The following is a 23,533-nucleotide window of genomic DNA, read 5'->3' as shown; positions in this document are numbered from 1 at the left end:
AATAAAACCACAAAATGGTCTTTTGTGGTTTTTAATTTCTCACTATCTTAATTTTAAAGAATATTAGTTTAACTTTATGAATTTAAAATTTAATTAGTGGAATTAATTGCTGTCATGTTAGTGGGGCTAATTGATGTCATTATGTTGTTTAATGTTGCTTTGCATGGCTGTTTCTGTGATTGTGAATTGCAGTTAAAAACATAATAACACTTTCTAACATTTCTTATCTTTTGAGGCCCGACATGAAAAATGTAGCAATACTCGGAAGCAGCGGGGGAAATCTGTTCAATCTTGGTGGTGCATACCCCGAAAGGCTGTTACAAGAGATTTATACCCAACTCCATTCTGCCGGTTTAGCTGTCAGCGCCGTACAATTTATTGCCGCGGAAGAGTCAATGGATGTGGCTAAGCCCACAACCGCCGCCGCCGTTTATTCCATCACTGCTGAAGATGATGATAAACCTCGTATCAGCTTTCAGGGGAAACTGTCCGAGGTTAATGATGCGGTAAAATCGTCAGATGCAGCCATCGCGGCACAAATTCGTGCTGGTGATATTGATGGCATCATTATCATGAGTGCAGACCCCGACCGCAGTAATAAAGAAGCCATTCTGGCCGCGATAGAAAAGAAAATCCCTATTGTAGGTACCGGCGGTACTTCAATGGCGATTATCACCTCCAAAGGGGCGAATGTGATTGCCACCTCGGGCACCACAGGAACCAATAGCCGCACTCGTGCCATCTCTTTTACTGCCTCATTATGCAAACACTGGCAGATAAAATATACCCCAGTGCTGGGCAGCGGCGATGTCAGTGCACCAGGGAGCGACAAGAGCCTGCTAAAAAGAATCAATATTCGCAGCATCATGATCCCAGCTTTACCCGGCTTTATTGCCATGGCAATTGTGCTGGCATTAAGCCACATCCCCGGGCTGCAATCACTGAATGCAATCTTTGAACTGTTACTGAAAGGGCTGCCGGTGATTGTCGCGGTTATTGCGGCAAAACAGGTGTCTGAGCTGGACGAAGTGTCGATTGTGGCCGGTGTGGTGGCTGGCGTGCTGTCGGTAGAAGGGGGATTAATTGGTGGCATTTTAGGTGGGATAGGGGCCGGTATTATGGTGCGCTATCTGTTTGGGCTGTGCTTGAGATGGCAATTCCCGATGACCACCATCAATATCGTGGCTGGTGGGTTATCCGGCTTATCTTCCGGTTTGGTGATGTATTACCTGCTCAGTCCACTCGCACTGGCCGCAGGTGATTATATTAAATTAGCTATCGAAGCGACTCTGGCTTTTAGCCCAATTTTAGCGGGATTATTGGCAGGTTTGGTTATTTGGCCCGCTATTCTGGGGGGGGTCTATCACGCGGTTATATTGCCTTTGGTCTTGCTGGAAATGGAAAAGTCCGGTGTCAGCTTCCTAGGTGCGGTAGATATGGTTGGCCTGGTCATGGTGGCAGCAGGAATTAACTTGGCTAACGTCATCGCTCCACGAGAAAAAAGTGAGGCGGCAGTGGCAGCGCCGGGGTTGTTAATTAACCTGGGCTTTGGGACTTTCGTCGAATCAGCTTATCCCTTCATGTTCTCTAATAAAGTCGTCTTTGCCGGTGCCATATTCTCGGCCGGTGTCGGTGGCATGTTGTTGGGACTATTAAATATTAAAGGTGTGGCTTATGTGCCGGCGTTTGCCTCGCCATTCTTGTCGAATAACGCATTTTATATGGCAGTGGTGATGACCGTAACCTTAGTGTTGACCTGCATTATCACACTGTTAGCCAATAAGTTTGTTGCAATTAAAAAGGCAGTACCCGAATCCACAACACCAGGGATCTCGGCTAAGAGTTAACAATTAAAAAAGCAGTTTTATATAAATCAAGTAGAGGTAAATATGTTCCACGCTGATATGAGTAAGAAACGTTCCGTCGCCATGGATAAAGTACGCAATGCAATTGAGTTACATGGCGGTCAAACTATTCTGAGTACCGGAATAACTGGAGATGATGCTCGCTTAGCGAAGGCTGTATGCGATTCAGGGGTTAAATTATTGGAGCCGAATCACCCGGCATTGGCATTAGCACGCGGCCATAATGGCGTGACTAATATGCATGCCGCAGAGCGTATCCGTCATGAGATAACTATTGGTCAAATGGCTGAGGCGGTGCAGGGGGTGCGCAATGTGGTTGCCGACGATATTTTTATTACTGTCGGAATTGCTGGCGGTTTTACTGAAACTGTCCCTACGCCCGTCACTGAGCAGGATATTTTATTGATAGCTCAATCAGGTGCTGATGGTTTGCATACTCATAAATCCAGCTTTGAGGATTTAAAGGAATTAGTCGATTTGGCCCATAAATATGGCCTGACAGTAGATGCTTATATTGGTCATCCCAGTGATTTACACACCTTCGGTATTGCAGCTGAAACACCGGCAGATGTTGCCGCAGTGGCAAAAAAGATGGAAGCACTGGGTGTCGATATGATTGGTTTAATGACGGGTATGAGTTATGAAGGGGTCACCGCCGGTGATATTCCAGAGGCGATTAAACAGCGGCTTCTGGCACTGGTGGCGGCGGTTTCAGTGCCAACATTAGCTGAAGGCGGTATCAATCTGGAAAATGCGAAGGCATTTAAAGATACCGGGGTAAATATTCTGGTGGTGGGCACCGCCATTGATAATGTTGTTTGTAATGCTGCCAAAGATGTTGTTGCGCAGTTTATTACTCATTAATTGCAGTCAGCAAGCAGGGAGGGAGAGTATTTTCTCCCTTTTTTTATTGGAGTAAAATTATGTATAAATTACTGGCCCTTGATCTTGATGGCACCTTACTCAATAAGGAAAATAAAATATCAGCACAGAATATTAGCGCGATAAAGCAGGTTATCAATGGTAATGGTATTGTCGTTCTATGTTCAGCCCGGCCGGTTAATGCCATGATAGCAGTCATTCGCAATACTGAATTAGCGTATCTGATTCGCTATTTTATTTCGTTCAATGGTGCATGGATATATGACCGGGTTGAGGAACAAGACCTTTGCTTTACGCCGCTCTCCGGCCATGATGTGAAAGTGATTATCTCGCTATTAGCAGAACATCAATTTCCTCATCACTTTTTTACCCGCAATAATATTATTTCATCATCAAGCCATATCAGTGATTATACAAAATATGAGTCTGAGCTCTTTGATATGGAGATATTGATATCTGATCCTGTCAATATTTCTCAGCGAGATGATATTGTTAAAGTCTCTATTGTTGGCTCAACTGATTTTATTGCTAGTATTGCCGATAAAATAGATCAAAAATTTCATCAGCAATATTCACTCAGTAAGACCAGCAATCATTACTATGAAATAATGAGCCAGAACATCAGTAAAGGCCGTGGGCTGCATTACTTGTGCCAGCACCTAAATATCAATGCTGAATCCGTGGTCAGTATGGGGGATCAGGAGAACGATATCAGCATGTTCCAGTTTTCCGCGCTGGGTATCGCGATGGGAAATGCCAGTGATTTTGTCAAATCTCACGCGGATAGAGTGAGTCTGGATAATAACCAGCATGGCGTGGCTTTTACTATTAATCAGCTCTGGCCAATGTGACTAAATAGCCTTTTGTTTCAGAAAATTATTGAGTAGAATGACACACAAATGCATCGCAGTCGGGCCGCTATTCTTATGAATCAGATCAAACGTAAACAGTTTATTTTGGAAAAGCTGGATAGCCTTGGTGAGGTTTCTGTTATTGGTCTTTCCGAGGAACTGGGGGTGACGTCTGAAACGATCCGCAGAGATCTTTCCTATTTGGAAAAGAGCGGTGAGGTCACTAAAGTCCATGGCGGTGCGATAAAAGTTCAAAATATACAAGAGGGCAGTTTTGCTCAGCGCATGGATTTAAATCGCCAGGAAAAAATGGTGATTGGTCAATATGCCGCCTCATTGGTAACAGAAAACGATACTTTATTTATTGACTCTTGCACCACGACGCTTATTTTTGCGTCATTCTTGCCATTAGTTAAATTCACTGTTTTTACCAACTCCTCATTAATTGCTGACCAAATTAAAAGTAAAAATAATATGGCAATCGTGCATGTTCTGGGCGGTGAATATAACCATACTTATAAAGCTAATTTAGGTATTCAGACAATTGAACAAATGAATGATATTCACACTGACTTCTCCTTTGTGGGGGTGGGTGGGATAGACAGTGACTTTGGTGTGATGGTGAAAAATCTGGATGAAGGGCGCATTGCCAAGAAAATGTTGGCGATGGGGCGGCAGAAAGTCATTCTGTGTGATACCAGTAAATTCGGTCAAAGTGGATTAATGAAAATAAGCAACATCAATGACATTGATATTATTGTCACGGATAAAAAGAAAAACCCGCATAAACAGGCGATTGAAGCCGTCTATGCGGATAAAATTATTTACGCTAATTAATCTTATTTTCTATGGCCGCGTTGATATAAAGAAATCTTCCGCCGAATAGTAAGAAATCGGATTATTTCAACACTTAGCTGAACCCATCGCGGTACGAACTCCCGGCTTGAATCCATGTCGCTGCGCTTGCCAGACAATTGCTAATCCGATAATTAATAATCCCAGTACCGCCCATGGGAAGCTCACCGCACCGGCGCTTTGTAACAGCAAGCCGCCAGTGATCCCGCCCCCGGCAATAGCCAGATTCCATGCCACCACAATCATTGATTGTGCAACATCAGCATCTTGTTTTGCGGCGTCCGCCGAGGCGGTTTGCAGTAAGGTGGGCGCGCCGCCAAAACTTAATCCCCACAGCACCATACAGCTATAAACCGCTGCCGGGGAGTTCCCAACGATAGCTAAAACCAGCGCCGCTACAGCAAACGCAGTGAGGCTGAGTAACACTGCGCCACGCAACCAGCGGTCCACAACCAGACCGGTAAACCCTATGCCGGCGAGTGCACTGATTCCGAATACTAACAATACTTTATCGACCTGATTCCCCAACCCGGCAGGGACGATAAAAGGGGCAATGTAGGTGTAAAGAATATTGTGAGCTAGCATCCACAATACAATGACCAAGAGAATGGGCCGGACGCCCGGTGTGGTAAATACTTTGCGCACCGGTTGCTGCTGTTGGGATGATTGCCCCGGGAAATCAGGAACTTTGGCGATGACCCAGATAATCAGCAACAAGGTTAACCCCGACATAATGGCAAATGTACTGCGCCAACTGAGTACCGTGCCCAACCATGCTCCCAGCGGCACCCCCAGCGCCAGTGCTGTTGGGGTTCCCGTCATGGCAATCGCCATAGCGCGCCCTTGTTGGTGTGGCTGCACCATCCGCCGAGCATAACCGGCGATTAGCCCCCAAGCCAGACCTGCTGCGGCTCCGGCCATAAAGCGGGCCAGCAAGGTTAAACTAAACCAAGGGGAAATGGCTGTCAGAGTATTGAATAAGAAAAAGCCAACAATGGCGCTGAGTAATACTTTACGTCGTCCCCAACTGCGTGTCAGGGCAATCAGTGGGATCGCCGCCAGTAAAGAACCCAAGGCATAGAGTGTCACCAATTGGCCCGCCAGTGCTGGCGAGACCGCCAAACCCTGACTAATTTGTGGCAATAATCCGGCGGGCAATGTCTCGGTCATAATAGCAATAAAGCCGGTCATGGCCAGCGCCAGCAGCGCCGCCAGAGGAAAAGGCCGAGCAGCAGCTTCAACACGGATCATTGGGCACCACCGCCGTAAACAGCATCACGTAGGTCATTGACGAATTGCCCAGACATACCTTCATACAAGGTATTGGTTAAGGCGACAACACTGATGCCTTGTTTTCTATCGACAAACCATGAATGACCATAAGCCCCACCCCAACGCCAAGTGCCCACCGACTCCGGCGAAGCCGCTGCTAGTGGGTCACGCAACACGGAAAAGCCCAGACCAAAGCCTAAGCCGGGAGAGTCTGGCAACGTCATACCCTCAGTTTGATCTCGGCCCATTTCATCGACCAAACTGGCCGGAAGCAGTGGTGAACCCCCTTGGCGCAGTGTTTCCAGCAAGCGCAACAGATCGCCAGCGCTGCCCACCATTCCGGCACCACCGGAAGGAAATGCCTGGCGATTGAGTGCACGGGCAGGCGAAAATTGAATACCGACGGTATCGGGGAATACAGCAACCAACTCACCTTCCTGTAGCGGATGTGGGGCAGGGGAATCGCTGACATAAGGGGTGGCTAATCGGTTGATATTAGAGGTGAAAAAATCGGTATCATTCATCTGCAGCGGCCCAGTGACCAGGCAACGTACGGTTTCGTCCAATGGCTGGTCACAGATTTTTTCAATCACCGCACCTAATACATCAATGGCTAATGAATAAGCCCATGAAGTGCCCGGCGCATAGTAGAGTGGCTCAGCTGCCAGTCGGCGCACATTCTCACTGAGCGTGATGGCGGATTGATCCATGCCATCAGAAATACCTGCGCGAGCATAGGGGCCATTTTCGTCAGCTTCAACAAAGCGATAGCCCAAACCGGCAGTGTGGCTGAGTAATTGCCGTACTGTTATGGTTGCTAGTTCCCCAGCGGCTAGCTGAGGTTGAAAATCAGGTAGCCAGCGGCGTATATCACCATCAAGCTCCAGTTTACCTTGTGCGACAAGAGCCATGGCCGCAGTGGATACAATGGGCTTGCTGATAGACGCGAGGCGGAACAACGAGTCGGTCATCATGGGTTGCTGAGTTTCGCGGTCAGCCCATCCGGCAGCCCGGCTGAAAGGTATTTCGCCATTAACGGCGACCATGACCACCGCGCCGACCAGCCGTTGTTCACTGAGTGCGCTATCAATCACAGTATTTATTCTGGTTGCCAGATCTGCTGGCTGTATAGCGGTTGACGAACTCGCGGACATGGTGATTCCTTAATTTGGATGAATATGATGTAGCTCTAATGGGTAATGCAACAATAGATAACTACGCAATCAGGATAAAGTGGGGTAGATTTCCTGTATTAGCGGACAAAAATATCCGCAATGAGGAGATAAGATGGATAGCCTGAGCAGCCTGACTGTTTTTGTGCAAGTGGCCGAAAGTCGCAGCTTTGTGATCGCAGGGCGTATATTGGGCGTTTCTGCATCGGCGGTGGGCAAGAGCATTGCCCGGCTTGAGACTCGCTTGGGTGTCAGGTTATTTCATCGTAGCACGCGCAGTATCACCTTGACCTCCGAGGGCGCACTTTTTCTAGAACGCAGTCGGCGGATTTTGGCTGAAGTCGAAGCCGCCGAGCTTGAAATGTCGCAACTGACTGATAAGCCGCGCGGTAGGTTGCGGGTGAGCTTGCCATTAGTGAGCACATTGCTACTGCCCGTTTTGGCTGATTTTATGCTCGCGTACCCAGATATTGAGCTGGATCTTGATTTTAGCGATCGGATAGTTGATGTCGTGGAGGAGGGGTTTGATGCGGTGGTCCGTACCGGCGAGCTGACAGATTCTCGTTTATCGACGCGCAAATTGGGGCAGTCTGTCATGCTGCTGGTAGCCTCTCCCGCCTATCTAGAGCAGCATGGCGAGCCGCTGTACCCCACTGATTTGGCGCATCATATCTGCCTACATTACCGCTTTCCCAATAGTGGCAAATTAGAAACCTGGCCGTTACCCAATGAGTCTGATTTACGGATACCTATTTCAATGGTGTGCAATAACATCGAAACGCGGTTGTGTTTTGCTCTGCGGGGGCTGGGTATCGCCTGTCTGCCTGATTTTTCTCTCGGCAGTGCGCTGGCGGATGGCAAGCTGCGGGTGATACTCAATGACGCAGTAAAGCGTAGGGTGGATTTACATGTAGTGTGGCCCTCTGGGCGCTTTATTACCCCCAAATTGCGGGTGTTTATTGATTTCCTCAGTGAGCGGATGTTTGCAGGAAAGCCCCAACGCTAAAAATTTTCTCTGCTGCTTAAGCTGAATTATTAATCATTTCTCACCGATTGCCGATATAGAGAGTAGTGACTCCATCGTGAGAACGAGAAAAGGCAATGGGAAGACGTGGGACGAGAAGATTTCAAGGGTATTGGACTTTTCTGTTCCCGATTGAAAGGGTGAAGCATTAATTGCCATTGAGCAGAATGTTATTCCTTATTTTCCGACTGGCTGATATCGCCTTATTACTGCACATCAATCATTATTTGCACTGGGGAAAGTATGGATAATTTTCAAAAAGAGATTGAGGAGAGAACCAATCTCACCTCGTCAAACAGATTTGAACTGTTGCTGTTCCGTCTGGGGGAATCCCAAGAAGAACAACAATCTGAGTTGTATGGTATTAACGTCTTTAAATTACGCGAAATAGTCCCGATGCCGCCGCTAACCAAGGCTGCGGGCATGGCATCACCAATGATGGGGATGGCGAATATCCGCGGAGAAATCATTCCTGTGATTGACCTTCCGGCTATTGTCGGTTGTGTGCCTAAAACCGGATTAAATATTTTGCTGGTGACGGAATATGCCCGCAGCACTCAAGCATTTGCGGTGGAATCGGTGGATGACATTGTGCGCCTTGAGTGGAGTCAGGTACTGGCAGCTGACGCGGGGGTGAAGAGCCGCAATATCACCAGCATTGCTCGCCTCGACAATGATAAAGCCAGTAACCGGCTGGCACTGGTTTTGGATGTTGAGCAGATTTTATATGACATTATTCCAGCTAACCGCGATGTCAAAATAGACAGCGAGAAGAGCAAAGCTTTTGATCTGAAACCGGGCGCAGTGGCCATTGTGGCCGAAGATTCAAAAGTTGCCCGTTCAATGCTGGAACAAGCAATGAAGATGATGGATATTCCAGCCGTGATGCATATCACCGGCCTAGAGGCTTGGAATAAAATCAGAAAGATAGCGGATGAAGCGAGAGCCGAAGGCCGACCTATTTCGGATAAAATCGCCTTTGTGTTAACCGATTTGGAAATGCCAGAAATGGATGGTTTCACACTCACATTGAATATTAAGCGCGATGAGTTCTTGAAGAATATTCCGGTTATTATTCACTCTTCGTTATCTGGCAGTGCCAATGAAGATCATGTGCGCAAAGTTGGGGCCGATGCGTACGTGGCAAAATTTGAAGCCAACGAATTAGAAGCCGCGATTCACAGTGCGCTGGATGCTAAGAAAGCCATTAATTCGTAGTCGCCTGAGACTTTCTGCAGACCCGTTCCTGAGTGTGGCATTGGCAGGAACGGGCTTGCTATGGTGAAGCTAGAAGTTATATTTAACCCCTAACATTACGGCGGTATCACTGTAACCTTTGCCACCTATTTGTTGACTTACATTCCCCCAAACATTCAGCTGCTTTTTAATTTGGCCTTCTACCCCGGTTTTCAGTTCGCCGATATTGCGAGCTCCAGCTTGTTTCACGGTAATACCATCCATTTGCGTACCAAAGTCCTTGGTATTGTGGAGCCAGTTAGCCTCAATAAAGGGTTGGAATACCCGGTCTTTGCCTTTATCACTTTCATGGAAACCATTCATAAAGGCTTTCACCCCTAAACGGGTTTGGATATTACCCTCGCCAACACCAGAAACGCGGGTGCCGTTAGCTTCTTGATGGTCATCTGCTTTCACGCCCATCCAGGTGACCTGCGCTTTGGGTTGAATAAAGTAAGTAGCGTTTTTAGCCGGGTTTTCACCGACTTTAAAGGTATATCCGCTCTCGATTGATGCGGTAACCCCTTTGGATTTATACTCTTCGGTATTCAAATACTGGCCGTCAACGCTGTTATTAAACCAGCTGTATTGCGCCCAGCTATCTACATATAAACCTGATTTATCGACTTCATTGGCATACCAAGTGCCGTACATACCCAAACTATAGCCATCGACAGCTGCACGCGCGCTATAGCCGGAAATCCGCGACTCGGTTTTACTCTTACTGTTGCCGTAACCGGCCATCACACCTAAGTGCAGGCGGTCCAAATCATTATGACTCCACTGCGCAATATCGCCGCCCAACTGCACCACATAGCGGTTCGATTGCGTGCCTAACTGATCTTGTGCATCGTGTGAGCGGTTGTGTCCCCCTTCACTGCGCAACCACATGCTGGTCACTTTTTGCTCGCCAGTCAGCGCGTCGATGTATTGGGTTTCCCCCAGACGGTCATGCAGGCGAGTGACAAACATATTGTTGGCCGCAGCCAGGTTGGCGCTGTAAGAGCTGGCTTCAGGCCGTTCAATCATGACTGGGGCGGGGGTTAGCACTCCGATTGGCTCTGGCTCGGGATCTGAGTAAATGGTATTGATCAGATACCAATTGCTGGCATTAGCATCTAAGCCGCGCACTAGAGAGTAATCAAATGCACCGGCAACAATACGACCGTAATTAACAAATACGCCGTCAGAACTGCCGTTAACTCGTACCAACTCAATACCATTTATGGCTGCAGCCCCGCTGCCACCGGCATTGAGTACACTCACCCATGTCGTCCCTGAAGTATTGCCGTTTACCACTAATTTATCGGTAGCGGAATTATCATCACCTAATACGGTGTTAAAGATAATTTCTCCGCCATTGGAATGCAGGTCTCCATTAATGGTTAGCAGATTATTTGCCTGTGCGCCGGTAACTTCAGCGGTATGAAATTTGATGAAGCCAGCATTGGTCGTCGTACCAATAGTTTGCTGATAGCCAGCTAAATCTAATATGCCGCCGCTGCTGATGTTGTAGCTTGAATTGGCGCTAAAGGCATTATTAACGCCAGCTTTTAATATGCCGCCGTTATGGACTTCAGTCTGACCAGCATAAGTTTGATGATTACTAAATTGCGTCATGCCATTATCAGCAACGACAGTGCCTGTGCCACTCAATAAATGGTCAAATTGGTAATTAGTATCGGTGTGGTTAAATACCACGCGCCCCTCTCCGGCACCAAAACTAATCTGATTGGCATTTATTGTCCCGGTTGCTGTTGCTGCCTGATTTTCAGCTGAACCGAAATTCAGTGCGCCAGTTGAACCGGCAAGCTCAGCAATTAACAGACTATTGCCGACATTCACCACGCCACCATTAGAAACAGTGAGCGCTCCATCGCCAGCACTACCGACAGTGACATCACCACTGTTATTCCATACGGAACCGACATCACTTACTGCGACTGTGCCGGTATAACCGGCTTTTAACGCAATACGGCCGCGATCATTTTCAACGCTAGCGCCGTCAGTGATAATTAAATGGCCATTAGCCAAATAACCGACAATGGCATCCTGATCCATATGCCATAAAGAGTTGTTGCCTGTAACATAGGCATAGGCATCACCGATATTACTGCCGCCACCTCTGCCGATTACCCCCTGTCCTTGAGCGGCAAAGCCGGTTCCCGGAGTATGTAGTGAATATAATTTAGCGCCGTCTTCAATTCGAATAATGCCGCTTTCGACATTATTAATATCGCCGTAGCTGGTGATGGTTGAACCCGCACCGCTGATAGTGAGGTTTTGTGCCGCACCATTTTTCCCGCGGCCAAAATAGACTCCGCCATATAATGTTAACTCGCCGCCATTTTCGACAGTTACATCGGCTGCGCCAGCCAACATAAATATCCCGGCCCAACCGGTATCACCTAACGAACTGTTGCCCAATAGCATGCTTGAGCCCGCGCCGCTGACTAAAACAGAGCCGGAAGAACCCTCTTGTTGAGCCAGAGAAATCCCTCTCGGGGTGACGACGCTCGCGCCGTCGAGTACTGAGAGTTTACCGGTTCCGTAGTTACCGATTTGTACGTTGGTCTGATTACTGGCGTGGGAAGCATCAAGATAAACACTGCTCCAGAGCGAGCCGGTACCACTGACAATCACTTCACCTTCAGAACCGACTTGATTGCCTAAAACTGTCGGTGAGTTAGCGGCATACAAGACTTTGCCGCCATCTTCAATCGTCAGTGTGGCTTTTCCCTGATCGCCAATATATTGTTTAAATCCATTGGCACTGGAGCCGGATAAGGGTTTACCGAGAGTCCATTCATTGCCATTATTAACCGTGATTGAGGCGTCGCTCCCTGAAGAGACCCCCATTGCCAAACTCCAACTTTCGCCGTTTATGTCTAATAACAGATTGCCGTTATCAACCAGAACATTAGTATTACTGTCAGGTAAAGTAGCAAGACTCCAGTTATTCGTATTACTCCATTCGGACGAAAGGGTGCCAAGCCATTCATTAGTGGCAGCATGTACATTAGACACGCCAGCATTTGCTAGAATAGCGATGGAGATCAGTAACGATAATGTATTTCTTACTGGTGATTTTTGCGGAAAACTAAAATAGTGCCTCTGATGTGCCATATTAAAATTCCTTACTGATGTTGATAGATCTATGGCGCAATCAATAAAGTTATTTATTTAGCGTCATTGAATTTAACTAAATGGAAAAATTCATTTTTTTAATTATTTAGTTCTTTATTTTACATATTGGTAACTTTATGTTCGTCGTCCAAGAAACTACTGGTATTACAGGATGAAACTTGAGATACAGAATAAATAGTAATGTCAGTGCTATGATTTATTTCAGAAAAATAATATGGCCCATTCAGAATGAATCCTGAAAGAGCGGCGAAATAGCATGTTTGACGGAATATGAACCTCACTGCTTGACGTTTTGCCATATAAGGTTGCGACCTGGTGTTAAGTTAATATTAATTAATGAAAGTCATTTTTATTTAATGCTTATTGCTTCTGATATGTTATTTGAATGTTTCAATAATAATCATGAAAAGTAACGCTGTGAGTATTAATACTCCCTCATTAATGCAAGTGATTATCATTTTAATTATTAATGTGGTGATTCTGTCTCAAAATACAGGATGAATATAGGGTGGGATATAAGATAAGGAGCCAGATCAATGTAGGATATTTCCTTTATTGGTTGTTATTTGCGCCATTCGTGATAATTGCTAATTCCGCTGAGCTCTATATAAAACCGAGCAAAGTGTATGGGTGGGTAGCATGCTGGGTGCAAGCTCATTGCGCTTGACTTATTTTGCTCATTTTGTACTTTAAGGACATGCACACATTTCTGATTATCGTCCCCGATGGGGGCATGTTATTTGAAGCGGCGGGAATCGCCGACATCCTGATGCAGGCCAGCCGCTTGGGGTCTACTGATGCTCCGCTTTATCAGGTGGCAATTGCCACTACGCAATCTCACCGAGTGGTGCATGGGCTGTCAGGGCTGAATCTGTTAGCCGACCATCGCCTCGCCGATCTCGACCCAGAGCAGCCGCGTGACACTATCATGGTCACGGGCAGAGGTGCGACCGACGCAGAAAGTTCGTATATTGCCGATTGGATTCACCGTGCTGCCCCCCATGCACAGCGTGTTGCATCCGTTTGTGGCGGTGCTTTGGTGTTGGCAGAGGCGGGCTTACTGGATGGGCGGCGGGCGACCACACACTGGCGATTGCTGGATACTTTGCAATCTCGCTTCCCTAAAGTGAAAGTCGAAAGTGGGCCACTTTATGTTCAAGATGGCTCAGTCTGGAGCTCTGGTGGTGTCAGCTCCGGTTTTGACCTCACTCTGGCGCTGGTTGAAGAGGACTACGGCTTTACTCAGGCGCGCGATGTGGCGCAAGACCTGGTGATGTTTCTTCGTCGACCCGGTGGACAGACTCAGTTCAGCCGCTATCCTTTGAATCAGGCCAAAACACTTGGCCCCATTAGCGATCTCCAGTCATGGATTCTTGAAAACCTCGCCTGTGACCTTTCTGTTGAGAAACTTGCAGAACGAGTTGCCATGAGCCCGCGTAACTTTACCCGGGTGTTCACCCGCGAGACGGGTATTTCTCCTGCCAAATTCGTAGAAGATGCTCGCCTGCACATGGCCAGACAGTATCTGGAACAGAGTTCTGAAAGTATTGAGCAAATCGCCACCACCACGGGTTTCGGTAATAGCCTTAACCTACGGCGAGTTTTCGAAAGGAATCTGCAACTCACTCCGACTGAGTATCGTGCCCGTTTTCATTCTCGTAAGTTGGCGTAAATTGATCTATCAATGTCATTTACGCCATTTATTTCTCAGGCTAGATTTAAAGCAGAGCAAATAACTAAGGAGTAGATCATGGTCAAAGTAGGCATCAATGGATTCGGTAGGATCGGACGAAATGTTTTGCGTGCGGCGTTAGGTCGCAATGACTTTGAGGTGGTGGCGATCAACGATTTGACCGACAGCAAAACCTTGGCGCATCTCCTAAAATATGATTCCCTATCAGGAACATTAGCCGCCAGTGTTGAAGCCGGTGAAAACCAATTGCTACTTGATGGCAAGCCTATTCATGTTTTCTCAGAAAGAGACCCGGGCGCGATCCCATGGAAAAGCGTGGGGGTTGACGTGGTCATCGAAGCCACCGGCTTCTTTACCGATAAAGCTAAAGCTGAAGTACACATCACCAAAGGCGGAGCGAAGCGAGTTATTATCTCCGCGCCCGGCAAGAACGACGATATTACCCTCGTGATGGGCGTTAACCACGATAAGTACGATCCCGCCATTCACAAAGTCGTCAGTAACGGCAGCTGCACCACCAACGGCCTGGCTCCTGCGGCTCAGGTTCTTCATCAAGCTTTCGGCATTGAATATGGTCTGATGAATACGACCCATGCCTACACTAATAGTCAGGCTTTACACGACCAACCTGAAAAAGATTTACGCGGTGCTCGAGCTGCGGCGCTCTCGATTGTTCCTTATTCCAGTGGGGCGGCCAAAGCGCTCGGTAAAGTTATCCCAGAATTGGATGGTCGTTTGACCGGTTATTCACTGCGAGTCCCGGTTCCGGTGGTTTCTATCGTGGACTTAACCGTGACGCTGAAGCGCGAAGTCACTGCGGATGAAGTGAATGCCGCCTTCCGTAAGGCGGCAGAATCTGGTCCTCTCAAGGGAATTTTGGGTTACAGCGACGAACCTTTGGTGTCGAGCGACTACAAAGGTGACCCTCGGTCATCGATTATTGATGGACTTTCAACTTTAGTGATTGGCGGTAACTTGGTTAAGATCCTGGCATGGTATGACAACGAGTGGGGGTTCTCTAACCGTCTGGTTGATCTTGCGGTACTGATGGAAAAACGTGGGTTATAGTGATTTGAGACGATAAACAGAGCGCTCGCGTCTTTTTGACTGACGTGAGCGCTAAAAGCAAAAAAGCTGCTGAGTTTCTTAATATTAATAATTAAGATACGATTTCTATTAGGTTGCCATCCGGATCTTCGATGACAGCTTCATAATAGCCATCGCCGGTAAATCTCGGTGCTCCGACTAAAATTCCTTTTTCTTTGGCAATTAACGCCAGTTTATCTACTGCTTCTTGACTTCCTACTGAGATAGCCAGATGCGCCCAGCCGCACATATTATTGGTTTGTGGTTGTTTTTCGAGGCCCGGTTTTGTCATCAACTCAATAGTTGGCCCTTGGTCTAATTGAATAAAATAGGATTCAAAACCCGGGTTATTTGTACTGCTATATTTTTCATTCGCTATACCGCCGAAGAAATCTCGCCAGAAAATAGCCTGCTTTTCCAGATCAGAAGTCCATAACGCAATATGAGCAACTTTCATTCCTAAACCTCCGCTTGATGATACTGAATATAGTTAACAACAAGGCATTAGCGCTGCTACAGATATAAAATAAAAATATCGGGAAGGGGGTTTGGTATTTAATCCCTATGCCGCCATAATCATGGTTTTCCGCTATTTAGGATGTTAAGCACTTCTTGATGCAATGTTGGATTAGCACTGGCGACAATAGCCCCGCCTTTTTCCGCTCTTTTGCCATTGATCGTGGTCACCACACCACCGGCATGCTCAATAATAGGAATAAAGGCAACAATATCGTAGGGTTGCAGTGAATATTCGACACATATATCAATATTACCCGCAGCTAACATTGCCATGGCATAGCACTCCCCGCCATACCGAGTCATCAGTACTTTCTTCTGAAGTAAATCAAAATTATTACCCTGATACAGGTTTACCGATTCTGGCGATGTGGTATGGAGGATTGCCTGTTCCAGTGGAATATTTCTTCTGGTTGCCATGCGAGTGTCACCCAGTCGCCCTGAAAACCGAGAGATTTGGCCATCAGACCAGAATTTATCGCCGGTATAAGGTTGGCTCATCATTCCCATGACTGCTTTGCCATTGTGCAATAATCCAATCAAACATCCCCAGACCGGCAGTCCACAGAGAAATGGCCGCGTGCCGTCAATGGGGTCGATTACCCATTGGTACTCAGACTCACCTGTGCGGCCAAACTCCTCGCCCATGATGGCGTGGTCAGGGTAGCGCTCGCTAATAATGCCTCTGAGTAATAGCTCGGTTTCACGATCGACATTGGTCACCGGATCAAAACGAAATCCCTCTTTAACTTTGGTATCAATATCAATCAGCTTTGGACTTAAATAACTTTGCAGCGTTCTGGTTGCGGCAATATCAGCGAGTTCATGCAAAAAGTCTGCATCGGGCAAGGAAGCACTCATGTGAAATCCTTCAGAGGTCGATAATCGGACAGTAATTATGCTTTTTTGTGCTCGATTGTGCAATGTTTGATGCGAGATCTAATGATTGCTAGCTATAACCAATTGATTAAATGTTAATTTAAGGTTTTTGAGAATTTTTTCGGCACTTTTTGTCGACAGAATTATCATCATATTGCACAATGATGCAATATCGAGCGTGGCTTGGCCATTTGTCGAATCTTCTGGTCATCATGCCTCTGGTAACGGTAGTAGAACATTAACCTAACCATGTTCACGGTGACAGAATGATAAAGCTAATTATCACAGACCTTGATGGCACTTTCCTGAATAGTCAGGGAGACTATGATAGAGAATTATTTGCCAACGTCAGAATGCTGATGGCCGAAAAAGGCGTTCAGTTTGCAGCCTGCACAGGGAAGCAGTGTGAAAGAGTTGAAGAGTTATTTGGCGAATTCAGCCGAGATATCTGGATTGTGGGTGATAGCGCCACCCGGATTAAATATAACGGTGAATATATATTTCAGTCTTTGATCCGCAATGAGCTAGGTCTGCGCATTATTAACCGGCTGCAAGAAATCAATCCGCACCATGTGGTCATCGCCTGCACCCCAGAAGGGGCGGTCATCTCTGCCAGTGTTCCCGCGCGACTGAAAGATAAAATCAGGAATTCTTATACTAATCTTACGCAGGTTGAGGATCTGGGTTCCCTGCAAAGTGATTTCGTCAAAATCACCGTCTATGATGAAGAAGGCAATTGTCCTGAGACACGTTTGGGCTTAGTTCCTTTTGACAATGATGTTTACATCGTTGTATCGGAAGCTTCCTGGATCGACATTGCGGATTATGGCGTGCATAAAGGAACGACGGTACAGAAACTTCAAGAACTTCTGCAAGTTGGCCCGCATGAAACCATGGCCTTTGGTGATGGTTATAACGATATCGAATTGTTGGCCGAAGCGGAGTATAGCTTTGCTATGCGAAATGCATTTGAAGAGACAAAAGCTGCTGCCAATTACATTACGGGGACAAATGACGAGAGTGCGGTGCAAAAAACCATTTGCAGATTGATCTCACTGCAATCCTAATCGGTTTCGGTAGCAAGAGCTATTTCGTCAGTAAATTTGTGTTCAAGAAGGCAGAATTAAGCATGCCTTCTTGAAGCATGATGGCAACGAAATACAACGGCTTATTCCGCAAATTCAATATGCATGCTGACACCGGAGAAATTCTGAATCTTCGCCCCTTTGATCACCACCGCAATATCAATATCTTCACAAGTCGCGACTTTATATCTTGCCACCTGTGAGATTTTGTCTTCTGTGGCTGCGGCGATGACTTCATTACTTTGCGCCAGCACTTCTTTTTTAAAGCAGGCATCTTCATAGTAAACCGCACTCAGCCCGGCTTGAGGGTCAAGCCCACAGACGCCAATAAATGTCTGATCGAAAACCATGCCCCGGATTTGGTTAACCGGTTCTGAGCCAAGTGTACTACCTGTTAGTGCATTGACCTTCCCGCCAAGCAGGATCAGCTCACCTTTTGTTCGCCCACAAGCCGCCGCCGCAATTTGCGGGGAGTTTGTGACGATAGTCAGTTCCAGGTCATCAGGGATGAACTCCACCATGGCCAGGTAGGTAGAACCCGCATCAATGAAAAGGCACGTATCTGGTCTTATCAACTGGGCACACTTTTGCGCCAGTTGTGATTTCTCGTGCACGTTTTGTGACATGCGAGTATCGAAACTGGCCGACTGTTTTAGTTGACTGACAGCCCCGCCATAGACTTTTTTACATAAGCCTTTTCTGGCCAGTTCCTGCAAATCCCGACGTATGGTGTGTTCCGAAACGCCAAGTTTGCGAGCCGCATCCGCGCAGACAACCCGACCTGTTTCAGTCAGCATCTGATGGATAATAGACTGCCGCTGTTCGGGGAAGACATCATAATCGCTCACATCGAGTCCTTAAGTAATCATAAAGTATCGGAATCAAGCTAAATCGTGCGACTAGCGAGCGCGCTATTGGAAGCTTGTAGTGCATCGTTATCTGTTTGTGCTTGGGTAATATGATGGCTTAAAACTAGAGATGAGGCTAGTGATGTTGCTATTCTCAAAGAATGACTTAACACAATTGTGTCACTTGATTGGGTAAAGTAGCAATCTATCACTTACCGCAGCTTTTTGCGGAAAGGTGCAGAAACGCTCATTAAAGCAGAACTCTTCACATCATCATCTAGGTGACGTTAGGCCAAAAATAATCGAAGATATCGCCCTCGCTGTAAGGAGTCATTATTCATACAGCTATGGCGGCAATCCAGAGACTGGGCTACTCCCGCTCTGAAAGTTAGCTTGGTGCCAGAGGCGGACATTACTAACATAACTAATGTCAGTCAATTAGGAGCAATTCACGCATCATCGATGTTGAAAAGCTGGACGCCACAAACGCACTCATTGTGCTTCGGTTGTTGTGGTAAGAGTTGGGGGATTAGTGACTTAACTTCAGGAACCTCATCCTATTGACAGGAGCCAGTCATACGATAATTAAAATAAAGAAGCAGAATATTCCTTCAACTTTGAAATTATCGTATTTATCTCATTTTTTTCAATAATTATATCCTCAATAACAGGATGCTCTATATTTTCCCAAACGCGCCTCTCATCATAATCAACTAACTTAGATACTTTCCCACCTAAAATTCTAACGAAATCTTTGTTAGAAACGGCAAAAAAACATGCTCCAGACTCGTTAATAATCGTGGGTGATGCACGAAAATCAAACACCTGATCAGGATATTCATTATCTTTTGTTAACTGTGGATAGGCCAGTGTAAATAGAGTATCAAAAGCCTCATCTGTCGATGCATTAAAAATTGCATCATCACATGGTAGAGTCACGAGAGCATTCTCAGGATCGATAACATCATAAAAATCAACAAACAATGTTGATGTGCGGATGTCATTTGGGTACATATTCCCATTTACAAAAAAATAAAAAAAACCATTCTTAATAGATTCGCCCCACTGCGGAATATATTCCGCCCAGATAGCGAAGCGATATGGGTCACCGAAAATCATATTTACCTCCATCTCCCATACAACCCAAATTTTTTAACTGCTGTTAGCTTATCACTCTTTTCAATGAAAATGATGCCTATCCCGTCCTTACAGATTAATGCCATACGCCAGTATTTTTATTCGGTAATTGATATGCATAACTTTTTTGTCCATTACATTGATCACTGTGACAAGCCTCCCTTAGCAGTGGGGCAACTATGTCCGTTCCTCGCTCATAGCGAACCTTCAGCAGCCCATAGCTGTCTGCTTCGTGCCAGAAACGGACATTGATAATATTACATTGCGTTAAAAATTAGGAAGCAGGTCAACCTCACGAGTGAGGTTGTGTTGGCTCGGCCATTTTTAATAGATTCAGAAATATTCCGTTTCATGATTAGAAATCCAGATGAGGATTGAGCCACGATAGTCGTCATTAGTGGAGGCTATCAACGAGCATTTATCTGCATTACCATCAGCGGTGTAAGCACAACTTTGCTTTACCCGGACAGTTAACTCTCCTCTTTTTGATACACTCTCTAAGTCAAGGAATTGCGCGCTTCCGGATGGGTAAAGGATGCGAGTATCCTTTTGATCTTTATAGTTTCTTACACGCACAGGGAATTGGTTATTGTGATATTCATATCGCTCTACAACTTCGCCCGTGTCTTTGTCCACGATTGTTTCAAGCAACCCACGTACATTGTAGCTGAGCACATATTTGCCCTTTTCATTCTCAAGCTCAGTGATTTCGCAAAGTTCATTGATTTTTCCGGTAATACGCAGGCCTTTAAAAGAGGTCAGTGCACCATCTTTGTTTACCAAATGGAACTCTCGATCATTTGCCTTATCAACCATGTTGATCTTAGTAAAGCACCCGCTTTGATCGTATCTAACTTCTGTCATAGCCTGAAGTTTACCGTAAACATCTCGGATCCACTGGATGCTATGTTTTACGTTCCCGGTAGTTGCATCATGCTCGAACAAAAGAGCAGCATTTAAGACCGCCGGTTTGAATTGAGTAAATGCAGCGACATTAAATGATATTGCCAAAGATAATAGACTTAAAAGCACCCTTGCTTTCATTAATCATTCCTTTATCAGTAGGATCACACTCTAAGGTGACGTGGGACTCAAGTTATCCAATGCTTTGCAAATAGCCACGAATAATCGAGATGCTTCCATGCCACAAGTTAAGCGTCTGTTGTTTGCTCATACACAACAACGGAGAATAATCCAGCCGGAGTTGCTGTTTAACGTACATAGATTCACGCTGCGGCAAAATATTGGCCGTATCTCTTTTTTTGATTTCCCTGCTGGCTATATTCACCGCCCGGCTTGTCCGAATAGTAGCGTGTGGTCGTATTGACTCTGCGATAGAGCTTTTTGGCTTTGTTATCCTGATGACTCGCAATGTTTCCATTCTGGGTGGATGCCAATTTAAGCGTAAGCGGGCGCGCCAGAGAAGCGCTCTGTCCTTTTACTTATTGCAGATAGCCCGTTACCAATACAGGCCTTCTGCTTCAGCGTGGACCGTCGGGTTCCGATTAATGCTAATTAATCCAGTAGCGGCTTGCGGTTTTCTTTCGCCGGCTCTGGCTTGAGTTTTTCAACGGGAATACTGCACATGGTTTCAGCTATTATCCCAAAAAGAGAGTCTTTCGGGAAGGTTTCCCATTGCCCCACATCCAGCTCCGCATGTATAAGATCGCCTTCCGTAAACGGTTTGGAAAAAAGCGTACGTCCCATAACCGCACGCTGGTTTTTGTCGCAGTTAATCACATCTATTGCCCGGGAACTGGAAACGTAGACGGGTGGGTTTTTTATAATCAGTGTCTGCTTCGCGTAGTTATTGATGAAATAAAACCGGCGCAAGTGACTGTTACCCTGGTAAGTTGAAATCACCCTGAAATCGACATACGAAGTCACTCTATCATCTGCAAGAATTTTTATTAAACCAGCCGGTGCTTGGGCGGGCGCTTGCGGCTGTGGTTTACTGATCCCAGTACAGCCCGCCAGCATAAGTAATGCCAGCCATATCAGCTTTTTCATTTCGCTACCCCGCCGGTTAAATCAGGTCGTAATGTCGCGAGCATATCAGGCGTTACATTTCCCTGAACGGAACAGAGCAATAATGTCCCTTCTTTACCTTTGCTGAGCATTAACAGCTTTTCGGTGCTTTCTTTTGCCGGAGCAATACCTGACACCGCTTGCGCATTTTCTCTCCAGGCACTGTTGGGGTCTACTTTAATCATCGCCTGAGAGAGATAATCATCTCCGGCCTTGCCCCAGGTTAAATGATCAAGCTTGGACATGACCTCTTCAGGCGATTCTTTGAAAATCAGCCCCCAGTAATAGTACTTACCATAATTGATTTCATTGAGGTTGCTGGTTTGCAGAAAATATCCCGCTAGCGTCAGATTTAATTCATGTAGAGGTTGAGCAAACCAGACGATGCCATTACCGTCAACCGGCGCTTTGAACCAGGCGTGAAATTGCTGGTCAACCGTTAAAGGTGCTACGCGGCTGAGTGTGGTTCGCTGATGATAGATCTCACTGAAAAATGTTGTGTCGCAACGCGTCAGGCTTTGCGTCAACGTATTGGCATAAACAGGTAACGTAGCCCCTGTCATTCCTAGCATGAGCACAATGGAGCAGATAATTTTATGCATGTAATATCCATATAATAAAAAAGACGCAATTTTTATCGGCACTCTATAATGATACTTTACGCTTTCGTCTTTAATTCCCTTATCTGGCATGTTAAAAAAACTGCCCTTGCAGTTATGACCTCCAGCAACCCCTGTCGTGTAACCCCTTGAGCACGGCACATTCTATGTGCTTTTAATATCTTTGCAGTCGATTAGCCATAGATCTGTTATGGTAAATACGACCGACATAGTTTAATGGTTATATCCTATAGCCGTAAAATTAACTTCCGCTCCTCGCTGACTAGAGCGTGGATTAAGTGTTGCACTGAAAGCTATCAAATCAAAGTAAATACAGTCAGGTATCTTCCCACAGCGGCTCCAATTCAACAGGAAGTTGCTCCTTATCAAATCCCTCAAACCAGTAAACTGTTCCTTTTGGCCCAACAATCGGCACTTCCCCCCAACCCGGATGAAACAATGCGCGATCCCAGTCCGGCTTGAGACGACCACGTCGTTTAAGGCGCTCACCATTACATGCAACTGCGCGTATTGAAGGAAAGTTAATAAAGAAACTTAACGGCATTCCTTCTTTTTGTGCACGTCGCAATTGCCGTGAGATCCAGGTTTGGTTACGTTGGCGAAGCTTTTTTTTCATTGGCTACACATCTGCTAAGACAATTGATAAACCTAGTAATGACAGTATGTCTGGTGAGTTTCCAGATGTACTCAGTTACTCTTGCATTTATATCGCTAAATGGCCAGGTCACTATAATTGCCCATAATACCAGCGTTCGCCTGAAAACCACTCATCCGGGTCGTCACCACTATAATAGTCAAGTGTAATACCTAATTCCTGAACCCCATCTGGAAGAATAAGCTCCCACTCCCGGGCAAGGCCTCGTTCCCTGAGGAGTACCGATGAACCATTTTCAGAACTCCCCTCTGTAATGAAGCTTTGAAAGTATTCCTCTGAACGAAATAAACAGACCTCACTTGTAAACATATCCGGGAGGCAAATTACGGCAGTAATTCGAGGGATATCATCGCAATCTGCTGTGGCGAGCATCAAGTTGGAACAGGCATTGATCATGGCTTGCGCACACTCTGCCTTAACTTTCTGCTTGCTGTATTTTCCTTGAACAATATTAATTTCTACAGGTATCTTGTAATTCCAGTAATGTTGCTCTTCCGGAAAAACGGCACGAGCTGGGTTATGAGAAGTTTCAGACCAACGGTTAAGTGATTTTATACGACGGGGAATGTTTCGTATTTTAGTGCGGTTATCCCTACATAATCGCCTGCTCATATTTTTTAACTTCCTGCTTGTTCAGTTGGCTATAGCGTTGGTCGAAAATAACTTCACTGTAATTTAGCGA

Annotated in this window: 22 protein-coding genes; 10 read left to right on the top strand and 12 right to left on the bottom strand. The window is 46.1% G+C overall.

The genetic code is table 11. The annotated features are described in order from the left end of the window. The first annotated feature begins 242 nt into the window (after positions 1 to 242). From FTA96_RS07995 to FTA96_RS07980, 4 genes are all read left to right on the top strand, one after another. Positions 243 to 1,847, top strand: coding sequence for a hypothetical protein (locus FTA96_RS07995; RefSeq protein ID WP_050317470.1), 1,605 nt, complete (start codon positions 243 to 245; stop codon positions 1,845 to 1,847). A 42-nt stretch (positions 1,848 to 1,889) separates the two neighbouring features. Next, the gene (locus FTA96_RS07990; protein ID WP_050106772.1) at positions 1,890 to 2,729 is read left to right on the top strand and encodes a beta/alpha barrel domain-containing protein; all 840 of its coding nucleotides are present in this window, start codon (positions 1,890 to 1,892) and stop codon (positions 2,727 to 2,729) included. A 59-nt stretch (positions 2,730 to 2,788) separates the two neighbouring features. Continuing rightward, a complete protein-coding gene (locus tag FTA96_RS07985) occupies positions 2,789 to 3,598 on the top strand; it encodes a Cof-type HAD-IIB family hydrolase (RefSeq protein ID WP_050145195.1) in 810 nt (269 codons plus the stop codon). Positions 3,599 to 3,673: 75 nt separating this feature from the next. Next, positions 3,674 to 4,435, top strand: a complete 762-nt coding sequence (locus FTA96_RS07980) for a DeoR/GlpR family DNA-binding transcription regulator (RefSeq protein ID WP_050106876.1) — start codon at positions 3,674 to 3,676, stop codon at positions 4,433 to 4,435. Positions 4,436 to 4,501: 66 nt separating this feature from the next. Here the strand turns inward: FTA96_RS07980 and FTA96_RS07975 are convergent, their stop codons facing one another. Both FTA96_RS07975 and FTA96_RS07970 read right to left on the bottom strand, forming a co-directional pair. Beyond that, entirely contained in the window at positions 4,502 to 5,704 is a 1,203-nt protein-coding gene (locus FTA96_RS07975; protein WP_050122237.1) for an MFS transporter, read from the bottom strand. Next, a complete protein-coding gene (locus FTA96_RS07970; RefSeq protein ID WP_145507306.1) occupies positions 5,701 to 6,879 on the bottom strand; it encodes a serine hydrolase domain-containing protein in 1,179 nt (392 codons plus the stop codon). The genes FTA96_RS07975 and FTA96_RS07970 overlap by 4 nt, the downstream gene beginning before the upstream one ends. Before the next feature lie 133 nt (positions 6,880 to 7,012). Between FTA96_RS07970 and FTA96_RS07965 the strand changes: the two genes are divergently transcribed. Both FTA96_RS07965 and FTA96_RS07960 read left to right on the top strand, forming a co-directional pair. Then, positions 7,013 to 7,903 (top strand): LysR family transcriptional regulator, encoded by an 891-nt coding sequence (locus FTA96_RS07965; protein WP_050106768.1) that lies wholly within the window; start codon positions 7,013 to 7,015, stop codon positions 7,901 to 7,903. A 261-nt stretch (positions 7,904 to 8,164) separates the two neighbouring features. Further along, a complete protein-coding gene (locus FTA96_RS07960) occupies positions 8,165 to 9,139 on the top strand; it encodes a chemotaxis protein (protein WP_050106767.1) in 975 nt (324 codons plus the stop codon). Positions 9,140 to 9,208: 69 nt separating this feature from the next. Here the strand turns inward: FTA96_RS07960 and FTA96_RS07955 are convergent, their stop codons facing one another. Then, positions 9,209 to 12,283, bottom strand: a complete 3,075-nt coding sequence (locus FTA96_RS07955; RefSeq protein WP_145573553.1) for an autotransporter outer membrane beta-barrel domain-containing protein — start codon at positions 12,281 to 12,283, stop codon at positions 9,209 to 9,211. A 718-nt stretch (positions 12,284 to 13,001) separates the two neighbouring features. Here FTA96_RS07955 and FTA96_RS07950 point away from each other — a divergent pair. Continuing rightward, positions 13,002 to 13,976 (top strand): GlxA family transcriptional regulator, encoded by a 975-nt coding sequence (locus tag FTA96_RS07950; RefSeq protein WP_050122232.1) that lies wholly within the window; start codon positions 13,002 to 13,004, stop codon positions 13,974 to 13,976. Positions 13,977 to 14,054: 78 nt separating this feature from the next. Next, positions 14,055 to 15,065 carry a type I glyceraldehyde-3-phosphate dehydrogenase gene (gene gap / locus FTA96_RS07945; protein ID WP_050106764.1) on the top strand — a complete coding sequence of 337 codons (1,011 nt, stop codon included), beginning with the start codon at positions 14,055 to 14,057 and terminating at the stop codon, positions 15,063 to 15,065. 91 nt (positions 15,066 to 15,156) lie between these two features. On the opposite strand, the gene FTA96_RS07940 is transcribed toward gap, so the two are convergent. Continuing rightward, positions 15,157 to 15,540 carry a VOC family protein gene (locus FTA96_RS07940; protein WP_050106763.1) on the bottom strand — a complete coding sequence of 128 codons (384 nt, stop codon included), beginning with the start codon at positions 15,538 to 15,540 and terminating at the stop codon, positions 15,157 to 15,159. Positions 15,541 to 15,659: 119 nt separating this feature from the next. Then, a complete protein-coding gene (locus FTA96_RS07935; protein WP_050134658.1) occupies positions 15,660 to 16,460 on the bottom strand; it encodes an inositol monophosphatase family protein in 801 nt (266 codons plus the stop codon). 284 nt (positions 16,461 to 16,744) lie between these two features. Between FTA96_RS07935 and FTA96_RS07930 the strand changes: the two genes are divergently transcribed. Further along, positions 16,745 to 17,545, top strand: coding sequence for an HAD-IIB family hydrolase (locus FTA96_RS07930; protein ID WP_050134660.1), 801 nt, complete (start codon positions 16,745 to 16,747; stop codon positions 17,543 to 17,545). 101 nt (positions 17,546 to 17,646) lie between these two features. Here the strand turns inward: FTA96_RS07930 and FTA96_RS07925 are convergent, their stop codons facing one another. From FTA96_RS07925 to FTA96_RS07915, 3 genes are all read right to left on the bottom strand, one after another. Continuing rightward, positions 17,647 to 18,411, bottom strand: a complete 765-nt coding sequence (locus tag FTA96_RS07925; protein ID WP_080987039.1) for a DeoR/GlpR family DNA-binding transcription regulator — start codon at positions 18,409 to 18,411, stop codon at positions 17,647 to 17,649. Positions 18,412 to 18,996: 585 nt separating this feature from the next. Then, the gene (locus FTA96_RS07920; protein WP_050106760.1) at positions 18,997 to 19,530 is read right to left on the bottom strand and encodes an immunity 42 family protein; all 534 of its coding nucleotides are present in this window, start codon (positions 19,528 to 19,530) and stop codon (positions 18,997 to 18,999) included. 351 nt (positions 19,531 to 19,881) lie between these two features. Next, positions 19,882 to 20,592, bottom strand: a complete 711-nt coding sequence (locus FTA96_RS07915; RefSeq protein ID WP_134957687.1) for a YnfC family lipoprotein — start codon at positions 20,590 to 20,592, stop codon at positions 19,882 to 19,884. 97 nt (positions 20,593 to 20,689) lie between these two features. On the opposite strand from FTA96_RS07915, the gene FTA96_RS07910 reads away from it, so the two are divergent. Next, entirely contained in the window at positions 20,690 to 20,875 is a 186-nt protein-coding gene (locus FTA96_RS07910; RefSeq protein WP_145573551.1) for a hypothetical protein, read from the top strand. Between the two features lie 188 nt (positions 20,876 to 21,063). Here FTA96_RS07910 and FTA96_RS07905 read toward each other — a convergent pair whose 3' ends face one another. The 4 genes from FTA96_RS07905 to FTA96_RS07890 all read right to left on the bottom strand — a co-directional run bounded on the left by FTA96_RS07905 (position 21,064) and on the right by FTA96_RS07890 (position 23,463). Then, entirely contained in the window at positions 21,064 to 21,558 is a 495-nt protein-coding gene (locus tag FTA96_RS07905; RefSeq protein WP_235897448.1) for a surface-adhesin E family protein, read from the bottom strand. Beyond that, positions 21,555 to 22,178 (bottom strand): hypothetical protein, encoded by a 624-nt coding sequence (locus FTA96_RS07900; protein ID WP_049615939.1) that lies wholly within the window; start codon positions 22,176 to 22,178, stop codon positions 21,555 to 21,557. Before FTA96_RS07900 ends, FTA96_RS07905 begins: the two co-directional genes overlap by 4 nt. A 334-nt stretch (positions 22,179 to 22,512) precedes the next feature. Continuing rightward, positions 22,513 to 22,812 (bottom strand): hypothetical protein, encoded by a 300-nt coding sequence (locus FTA96_RS07895; RefSeq protein WP_050106758.1) that lies wholly within the window; start codon positions 22,810 to 22,812, stop codon positions 22,513 to 22,515. Positions 22,813 to 22,923: 111 nt separating this feature from the next. Next, positions 22,924 to 23,463 (bottom strand): DUF3916 domain-containing protein, encoded by a 540-nt coding sequence (locus FTA96_RS07890; RefSeq protein WP_145573549.1) that lies wholly within the window; start codon positions 23,461 to 23,463, stop codon positions 22,924 to 22,926. Between the last annotated feature and the right edge of the window lie 70 nt (positions 23,464 to 23,533).

Source organism: Yersinia alsatica (genome assembly GCF_902170305.1).
Taxonomy (GTDB): domain Bacteria; phylum Pseudomonadota; class Gammaproteobacteria; order Enterobacterales; family Enterobacteriaceae; genus Yersinia; species Yersinia alsatica.
This window is presented reverse-complemented; position numbering and strand designations above follow the sequence as displayed.